The following is an 8,895-nucleotide window of genomic DNA, read 5'->3' as shown; positions in this document are numbered from 1 at the left end:
AGCGTTACACGCCGCGGCCACCGGCCGGTCACGGAGGTCCCGCGACGCGGCGGCCCACCCCTCTCACCACGTTCGCCGGCCGGCCTGCCGGTCGTGCGGGTGGCGGCGGTACGGGCCGGGACCGCACCCGCCGGTACGGACGCGCTGCTGGCGGTACGTCTCAGCGCCATCATCGATGGCAGGCGGCGGCGCACGGAGGTCATGATCGCTCCGTGCCGACGGACTAGGATTTCCGGCCATGGGTGGGCTCATCGAGCGTCTCGGCAGTCAGGTCAACCGGCTCGACCGGCGGTTCGTCGGCGACGCGCGCGAGTACGCCCGCAACGTCCGGGCGCTGCGGGCCGGGCGGGAGACGTCGGCGCGGTCCTTCGTGGCCGGGCTGCGCTATCCGCTCGCGTACGGGCAGCCCATCTGGACGGGTTCACCCACCGTGCTCGAAGGCCGCGAACGGATCGAGTTCGCCGACGGCGCGGCGCTGCGGATCGGCCTCGGCCCGTTCGGGATCTCCACCCGGCGGGACGTCTCCGTGCTGCGGATCCACCCCGAGGGGCGGCTGCGCTGTGAGGGGGTCGTCTCAGTACAGCGCGGCACCCGCATCGTGGTGGACTCCGGCCTGCTACAGCTCGGACACGGCGTCAACATCAACGGCTTCGCGAAGATCCTCGTGCGGGAACGGGTCAGCATCGGCGCCGGCTGCACCATCTCCTGGAACACCCAGATCCTCGACAACGACTTCCACCCCATCACCGTGGACGGCGTCGAGCAGCCGATGAGCGCCCCCGTCGTCCTGGAGGACCGGGCCTGGATCGGGACCGGCGCCATCATCCTGAAGGGGGTGACGGTCGGCGAGGGCGCGGTCGTCGCGGCCGGTGCCGTGGTGACCAGGAACGTCCCCACCAAGACGATCGTCGCGGGCAGCCCGGCGAAGGTGGTCGGCCAGGTCGGCTCCTGGCGCTGACCAGCCGCGTCTGACGCGCCGGCGGTGGCTGCGCCGGCGGCTGAGGTGTGGTTCCCGGCAGCCGCGGGGAACGAAGGCTTTCACAGCGCGCACGGCCACCGAAAAGCCGCGAAGCATACGTACGATGGCAACCATCCGTTCCCGGAGATCCCCAGCCCCCGCCCGTCAGCGGGCCGGAGGCGGCGCGGCCGCGTGTTTCCCGCGCCGCCACGGGCCCGAGCCCCGGAGCCGTTCTGATGGAGGCCGCAGCCGGTACGCCTGTCGCTGTCGCCGTCGCCGCGGAGCCGTCCGGCGGCCGCCCGGTGGAGCGGTTCAGCCCGCTTGGGATCCCGCGCCGGACGCCCGGCCACATCTGGCTGATCACCGCCGTGTTCACGTTCCTGCTCGCCTCCTGGTCGGTGCTGGTGCCCCAGTACCACGCGCCGGACGAGCCGAACCAGGTCGACGCCGTCATGCGGCTCGTCCAGGGCTACGGCTGGCCGCGCCCGGGCGACGCGGTGGTGACGCCGGACGGGGTCGGTGCCATCAGAGCGTCACCGTTCGGCAGCCGGAGCAGTCCCTACGAGCTCACCGTCGCCCCGGTCCCGGCGCACGACGCGCCCCCGCGCTCCCAGCGGCCGGCCTGGCGGGATCTCGCCGTCCCGGAGCAGCCGGCCGGTTACATCCAGCAGATGGTCCAGCATCCACCGCTGTACTACCTGGTGGAAGCCGCGATCCTCAAAACGCTTCCGGACAGCGGCGACGCCCGGCGCTGGGACGTGACCATCGGCCTGCTACGGATGGTAAGCGTCCTGATGGTGGCACCGCTACCGCTGCTGGCCCACGCCGCCGCCAGACGCCTGTGCTCCCGGCCGGTCGCCGCGACCGTTGCCGCGCTGGTCCCCTGCGCCGTGCCGCAGCTGGTCCACATCGGCTCCAGCGTCAACAACGACAATCTGCTGATCGGCCTCGGCGGGCTGGTCACGGTGGCCGTCGCCCACGTGCTGCGCGGGGACACCTCGACGCGGACCGCGTGCTGGATCGGGCTGCTCACCGGTCTCGCGCTGCTGACGAAGTTCTTCGCGGTCGTGCTGGTACCGATGGCCGCCGCGGCATACGCCTGCGCCCGGCTGCGCGGCGCGCGCTCCCGGTGGCCGTCCGCCGTGCTCTGCGGCGGGCTCATGATCGCCGCCGGCGGCTGGTGGTGGCTGGTCAACATCCTGCGCTGGCATACCGTCCAGCCGAGCACGCCGGGCTTCCCGCCCGGCGAGTACGCCGGACGGGACTGGGGCGTCTACTGGTCGTGGATGTCCGAACGGCTGGCGACCCGCTGGTGGGGCTCCATCGGCTGGTACGAGGCCGATCTCCCCCCGGCGCTGGTGATCATCGCCTCGGGCCTGCTCGGCGGCCTGGCCGGCTGGGGCCTCCTGCGTGCCCGCGACCGGGCGCGGCGGACGGACCTGCTGTTCATGCTGTGGCCGACGACCGGCCTGCTCGTGATCATCGGCGGGCAGGCCGCCGCCCATCTCGCCCGCACCGGGCACATGACCGGGGTCTCCGGGCGGTACCTGTTCACCGGCTTCGCCGGGGTCGCGGTCCTCGCCGGCGCCGGGGCCGCCGCGCTGGGGCCACGCCTGGCCCGCTGGCTGCCGCTCGCCGTGCTCGCCGCCGCGGCCGGCATCCAGCTGGACGCGGCGTGGCTCGTCCTCGGCCACTTCTGGCGGCCCGCCGGAGGCGGACCGGTCGCGGCCCTGCGCGCCATGGCCGCCTGGTCACCGTGGCCGGCGGCCGGCATCGCGATCGTCTTCGGGTCGGCCCTGGCCCTTGCCGCCCTCACCGCCGTCCGCCTCGCGCGCAACACACAGGCCACCGAGCCCACGACACCGGCCACAGAGCGCGGGCGGCACCACAGCCACCCGCACGGAGCATGATCCAGGCGAGTTTGTCGTTCTGTACGCTTTTCGGCCCGGTAGGCGTACAGAACGACAAATATTTGGCGATCTTCCCCGGTGGCCGGCGCGGCCGGCGGCTGGCAGCCACCCGGATCACGGCCCGGTGCGCCCGCCGGGGTGCTGGGGGCTCGGCGGCTGGAAGCTCAGCGGCGGCTGTGCAGCGCCCCGCGTACCGCCCGCGCCGTGCGGACCGCCCGCGCGCCTCGGTGGCCGCCCAGCCGGGCCTTGAGCGCGGCGTTCGCCACCCGGGCCGCGTGCACGAGCTTCGGTTCGTCGGCGAGGGCGGCGCGCAACTGCTGGGAGGTCGCGCGTTCCGTCTCCAGCGCGCGTTCGGCCTCGGCCGCCGCGTCGAGCAGCCGCAGTTCGGTCGTGGCGCGGTCGGCCAGGGCCGCGTCCAGGCGGGCCCACTCCCGCTGCCGCCGGCGGGCGGCGTCGATCATCTCGTCCTGCAGGAGGAGCACGTGCAGGTAGAGGTCCAGCCGGTTGCGTTCCAGCCGGGTCAGCAGGCCGTTACGCACCCACGGCCGCAGCAGTTCGCCGACCCGCTCGGCGTACGGGGCCCGGCCGTCCACCACGATGCCCAGGCCGAAGATCGGCGCGGCCACGAACAGGCGTAGCTGCGGACGGGTGGCGAGGAAGTCCTCGACCGCCGTGCGGACGCCGTTGCCCGCTCCGCCCTCCGACCGGGCCCACGCGAACGCCCCCTCGCCCCGCAGCCCGCCGGTGACCACACCGGTGCTGTCGACGCGGACCCCGAGCTCCCACGAGTACGGCTGCCGCTCCGGCTCCGGGATGCGCTCGGGCGTGTAGTAGGAGTCCCGCCGGGCGTTCGGCCAGCCCACGTCATGCATGATCAGTAAAGGGAGGTGGGGACGGCCGGCGGCCCGGGCGGCGTCGGCGATCGTCCCCAGCTCGCTGGTCACCGTCGCGTAGTTGTGATCGCCGTCGATCAGATAGGCGTCCGCGGGAGTGAGCCCGACCAGGGCCTGCGGGCTGTAACCGCGCACCACGTCGACCTCGAGGCCGTCCCCGGGCTCGGGTGTCACGCCCGGGTCCGGGTCGATGACCAGCAGCTTCCCGCCGCGCCCGCGCAGCAGGTCGACGAGCAGGGACGTGGTGGCCCCGCTCTCCGAGCCGATCTCGGCGACGCTGCGGACGTCGGCGGCCTCCAGCAGCGGCATCCAGATCTCCCGCAGCTCCGCGAGGGAGTGCAGCAGCAGCGGCTGCAACGTCTCGTTGGGGGCCGACTCGACCGCGTACACGTCAGGCTCGCCGGCCCCGCCCGCGGCGTCCTCCTCACGTCCGTCGACGCCTTCACGATCAGTGACAGCGCCGCCGGCGGCGACGGCCGGCTCGGTCCACGGCACGCGGGCGGCGGCCTCCTCGCCGCTCTCCCGGCCGCCGTGTACCTCCCGGCCGCCGTGTGCCTCCCGGCCGCCGTGCGTCTCCGGGCCGCCATGCGCCTCCCGACCGCCGTGCGTCCCCGGGCCGCCATGCGCGGCAGCGGCGCGGCGGGTGGACGGCTCGCTGAACCACGGCGGACTCGGCTGGGCCCCGGCCGTCCCACCCGACCCGGCAGCCCCGGCGGGATCAGCGGGATCAGCGGGATCAGGACGCGGGACGGAAGCGCCCGCGCCGACGTCCGTGGGCACCTGGTTGCCGGGGCCCGGCGCCGACAGGTCCGCCGTGGGATGGTCGTCGATGTTGCCGTGCGGCCCACCGTCACCGGCGGAACCGCGCCACTCGGCCGGACGGCCCATGACAATATCGTTCACGCCGTCCCCACCCAGAGCTGTATCACTCACAGCGACCCCGTCCACGTTGTCCGCAACGACCGCATCATCGCGATCGACCGATTCTCCCTCAGAGCCTTCCAGCGACGCGCCCGGCGACCACGATCGCACCATCCCTGACCAGGGTGCCCTCTCACGAACCGCGCGGCTTCACGAACCGCGCGGCTTCACGAACCGCGTGACGGCCGCCGGCCGCCCTCCGGCGGCGCGGGCAAAATGTGATCACGCCGCCGGCGCCCCGAGGGGCACGGGTTCAGAAGCGTTCTTCGAGTTCGCGCCGTAGCCGCTGAACGGCCCGGCGTGACAACGGGGTGCCCTGCTCGGCCGGGACCGCCAGCGGGTCGGAACGGATCCCCAGCCATCCGAAGGCGAACTCGACGTCGATGGCGTAGGTGGCAGCCAGCTGCGCCTGCCCCACCGGGTCGAGCACGTAGACGAACTGCGGGTCGTCACCGAGGATCTCGATCAGGTTCGGCTGGAGGGCCCGTGCCCCGATCAGGTGCAGCCGCGCCTCGTCCGGGACCGAAGTGATCGTCACCTCGTACGGCTCGGTGACGTTGTTGAGGTGGAAGGACAGCTTCAGCCAGTCCAGCCGCAGCAGGCCGCGCCGGCCGGCCGGGTCGATGCGCACCCGGCGGACGCCGACCCCGTCGATGCGCAGGCGCACCAGCGACAGCCCGTCCCGCCCGGAGCGGGTGACCGCGGACTCCTTCGGGCCGGCGGCGAAGTCGGCCCCGGTGTCGACGTAGACCTCGACCGGGCCGGCGGCGGCCTCCGGGGAGACCTCCAGCGCCGAGATCCCGGCGCCCGCGGCCAGCCCGCTGACGACCGCCAGCGGCCGGTTCGCCACCGCCGCCACCCCCGCCGGCCAGTAGAGCTCCTGCATCGGGATCCTCTCGAGATCGGCCGCGGTCAGGTACGGCATCCTGCGCAGCAGATCGGCGGGCAGCAGCCCTTCGGAGGACTCGGAGCCGAAGTTGTCGTCGTGCGACCACATCCCGAACGCGAACGCCTCCTGCGGGGTCGGCCGGGTCACGAACCGGGTGAGGGTGCGCAGCGCCGCCAGCCGCGCCCCGTCCGACACCAGGGACGGCATCGGCGTCTCACCGCGGTGGTAACGCAGCCATTCCCGCTGGTAGGCGAGCACCCCGTCCTGGACGGCGGCGCGCTGCGCGACCTGCGTGCGGGAGGTGTGGTCGGCGGCGAGCACGGGGGTGAGGTCCTCGTCGAAGCCGATCAGCGAGCCGACGTCGGGCATGCAGAGCTGCTCAAGCACCTCGGGGCTGCGCATCACCGGGGCGAACAGCGCCTCCGGTTCGCCGCCGGAGGCGACATAGCCCTCCAGCCGCAGCCCGGACAGGCGGTGCACGTTGGCGCCGGCGTTGGTCGCCAGGTACAGGCCGACGATCTCCACCTCGCGGCCGGAGGCCACCAGCAGCTGGTGCAGCAGGCCCTGGATGGTGCCGCCCCAGCCCAGGTCGACGATGACGACCCGGTCCGCGTCGCCGAGCTGGGCGTCGAGGTAGCGCAGGTAGCGTTCCCGCAGCTGGCTCGCGGTCGTCACGATCTCGCCGCGGACCCGTTCGTCGTTGCACAGCGCGTGCAGGGTCTCCTCACGCAGCCCGGGGACGTCCAGCCGCCGGCCGGCGAGCGCCGAGAGGCCGGCGACCTCCTCCACGCCCACCCCGAGCTGGCGCAGCAGCTGCCCGACGCTGGGGGCGTGCCGCCGGGTCAGGAAGCCGCGCAGCTCCTGCGGGCTGCCCTCGAAGACGTTGGCCAGCGCGCACACCTGCCGGGACGCCCACAGCGGGGACGTGGTGATCCCGCGGTCGTGCCCGGGCTCCGCCAGCGCCCGGGCGAGGAACACCCCCTCGCGCATGAGGCAGTGGATCCGGTCGACCCCGTAGTCCGCGGCCCGTTCGACGGCCCACTCCGCGAATCCGGTGAACACCGGGCCGAACACGGCCGCGCCGGTCTCCCAGTGGCGGCGCAGGCCCGCCGGGACGGCGGCGGCGTCGGCGCGGTGCAGGGTCCGGGCCCGGATCGCGGTCACCCCGTAGTCGCCGTGCACCGGGTCGACGGGTGTGTCGGAGGTGGGCCGGGAACGCAGCCCCTCCAGGTCCAGCGTCGTCTCCAGCCCGTCGGTGTACTTGGGGTAGTGGACGGCAAGGATCCCGTGCTCACGGGCGCTCTCGACGTCGGCGACCGGGTTGTCACCGAGGTGGATGACCCGGGACGCCGCGACCCCGGCCCGCGCGAGCACGTGGGCGAACAGGCCGCTGCTCTTGTTCACCCCGGCGTCGCTGGAGGTGAGCACCTGGGTGAACCTGATACCGGCGAGCTCCGGGCGCCGCAGCAGCCGGCGCAGCTGGTCCGGCGAGAAGTACGTGTCGGAGACCAGGTGGACGGGCCGGCCGAGCTTGGTGATGGTCAGCTCGGCCAGTTCGGCGACGGCCAGGTCGGCCCGGCAGATGTCCCGCTCGAACGCGACCTCCATGGCGACGAGGTCGTCGACGCCGCCGCTGCCGGGCAGCGCCGCCGCCAGCACCGACCAGATCTCGTCCAGCCGGGCCTCCGGCGTGCCGCGCCCGGCCTGGCTGCGCTCGCGGGCCCTGGTCTCGGCGTGCACCCGCAGCTGGGCGAACTGCGCGGGCGACAGCGACGGCGGCAGCAGCCCGGCGGCGGCCAGCCGGTGCCCGAGCAGCAGGAAGGCGTGGGCCGGTTCGGGCACGAGCCGCAGCAGCAGCGTGTCGAACACGTCCAACGTCAGCACCTCGGCCCCGCCGGACTCCAGATGGGACCAGACCTCACGGATCCGGACGTCGGTGAACACGGGCGTCCTCCACAGGCGGGGCATCACGGCCACCGCCGACGGGCCGGCTGGTATCCGGGTCAGACTGGACAGTGACCGGCCGGAGCTGAATGAACGGCCCGATACTATGAACCGGCCCGGTGGCCACGGTCACCGGCGTACCCAGGTCCGGCCGCCGGAGCGCCAGGCCGGCCACGTATCGTCCCGACGTGGTGCCCGTGCGGTCCGTGCGGTCCGTGCGGTCCGGTGTTCCCGGTAGCGTCGGGCTCGCTTCCCACTTGGCGCGGCTCACGGAAGGTTGTCGGTGTCGAACCTGACTGATGAGCGGTCCGCACCGGCGGCCACGCCGGCGGCGCGGCAACGGATCCACGTCGACGGGCCGGGCCCGGAGTCCCGCCGGCTCGCCCGTCGCAGCCGCGCCCAGACCCGGCTGCGCTGGGAGCTGCTGCGCAACCTGATCCGCAAGGATCTCAAGGTCAAGTACAAGGGGTCGACCCTCGGGTTCGCCTGGTCGCTGGCGAACCCGCTGCTGCTGCTCGCCGTCTACACCCTGGTGTTCCAGGTCATCATGAACGCCGGGGTGCCCCGTTTCGGCGTCTACCTGATGTCCGGGCTGCTGATCTGGAACGCGTTCTCCGCCAGCGTCTCCGCGGCCAGCGGCAGCGTGGTCTTCAACGCGAACCTCGTGAAGAAGGTCCGTTTCCCGCTGCCGGTGCTGCCGCTTTCCGCGGTGGGGTTCGCGATCGTCCACTTCGTCCTGCAGCTCGCCGTGCTCTTCGTGGTGGTCGCGGCGCTCGGTTACAGCTTCATCGGTTTCCAGCTGCTGTTGCTGGTGCCGGCGTTCGCGGTGGCGATGATCTTCACGGTGGGCCTGGCCATGCTCGTGTCGGCGCTCAACGTCCGATACCGCGACACCGAGCACCTGCTGGAGGTGGCGCTGCTCGCGTGGTTCTGGCTCAACCCCATCGTGTATCCGGTCGGGCTGATCCGTAAACTCCTGCACGAGTGGACGTGGATCTATTTCCTGAATCCGATGGCGACGGTCGTCGCGACCTTCCAGCGGGGAATCTACAAAGGGCCGGCCGTCAACCCCGCGAACGGGCAGGGCATCCTGGCCGACCCCGGGTATCTCTTCTACCTCGAGCATCTTGCCGTCGCGGGCGTGATGTCGCTGGGCCTGCTCTGGCTGGGAACACACGTGTTCCGCCGCATGCAGGCCGACTTCGCCGAGGATCTCTAGAACCCGGCTGAAGCGGCCACGACAACCGTCATGATCGTGTCTGCGGAGGCAGTGAGGAAGGTTTGACAGACGTGCCAGCGCAGCAGTCACCAGCCGGCCCCGCCATGACCGGTGAGGCTTCGGACGCACCGGTCACCCCGGCGCCGGCCCCAGCCCCGGCA

5 protein-coding genes are annotated in these 8,895 nt (G+C 73.0%); 3 read left to right on the top strand and 2 right to left on the bottom strand.

What is annotated here, in order from left to right:
- Positions 1-238 precede the first annotated feature (238 nt).
- Positions 239-958, top strand: a complete 720-nt coding sequence (locus AC5LSR_RS13295) for an acyltransferase (protein ID WP_250284944.1) — start codon at positions 239-241, stop codon at positions 956-958.
- A 236-nt stretch (positions 959-1,194) separates the two neighbouring features.
- A complete protein-coding gene (locus AC5LSR_RS13290; protein ID WP_250290198.1) occupies positions 1,195-2,868 on the top strand; it encodes a DUF2142 domain-containing protein in 1,674 nt (557 codons plus the stop codon).
- A gap of 164 nt (positions 2,869-3,032) precedes the next feature.
- On the opposite strand, the gene AC5LSR_RS13285 is transcribed toward AC5LSR_RS13290, so the two are convergent.
- Positions 3,033-4,694: a class I SAM-dependent methyltransferase gene (locus AC5LSR_RS13285; protein ID WP_250284941.1), complete on the bottom strand. Its 1,662-nt coding sequence runs from the start codon at positions 4,692-4,694 to the stop codon at positions 3,033-3,035.
- A gap of 241 nt (positions 4,695-4,935) precedes the next feature.
- Positions 4,936-7,515 carry an HAD family hydrolase gene (locus AC5LSR_RS13280; protein ID WP_250284940.1) on the bottom strand — a complete coding sequence of 860 codons (2,580 nt, stop codon included), beginning with the start codon at positions 7,513-7,515 and terminating at the stop codon, positions 4,936-4,938.
- A gap of 283 nt (positions 7,516-7,798) precedes the next feature.
- On the opposite strand from AC5LSR_RS13280, the gene AC5LSR_RS13275 reads away from it, so the two are divergent.
- Positions 7,799-8,734, top strand: a complete 936-nt coding sequence (locus AC5LSR_RS13275; RefSeq protein WP_445548271.1) for an ABC transporter permease — start codon at positions 7,799-7,801, stop codon at positions 8,732-8,734.
- Positions 8,735-8,895: the final 161 nt, after the last annotated feature.

It is taken from the genome of Protofrankia sp. CiP1_Cm_nod4, assembly GCF_982290645.1.
Note: the sequence above shows the minus strand (reverse complement) of the source record. Positions and strands in the feature narration are given on the sequence as shown.

What these genes read in the sequence shown, in the direction of transcription:
- AC5LSR_RS13295 (WP_250284944.1), top strand. Translation starts at nt 239, where the DNA reads ATGGGTGGGCTCATCGAGCGTCTCGGCAGTCAGGTCAACCGGCTCGAC.
- AC5LSR_RS13290 (WP_250290198.1), top strand. Translation starts at nt 1,195, where the DNA reads ATGGAGGCCGCAGCCGGTACGCCTGTCGCTGTCGCCGTCGCCGCGGAG.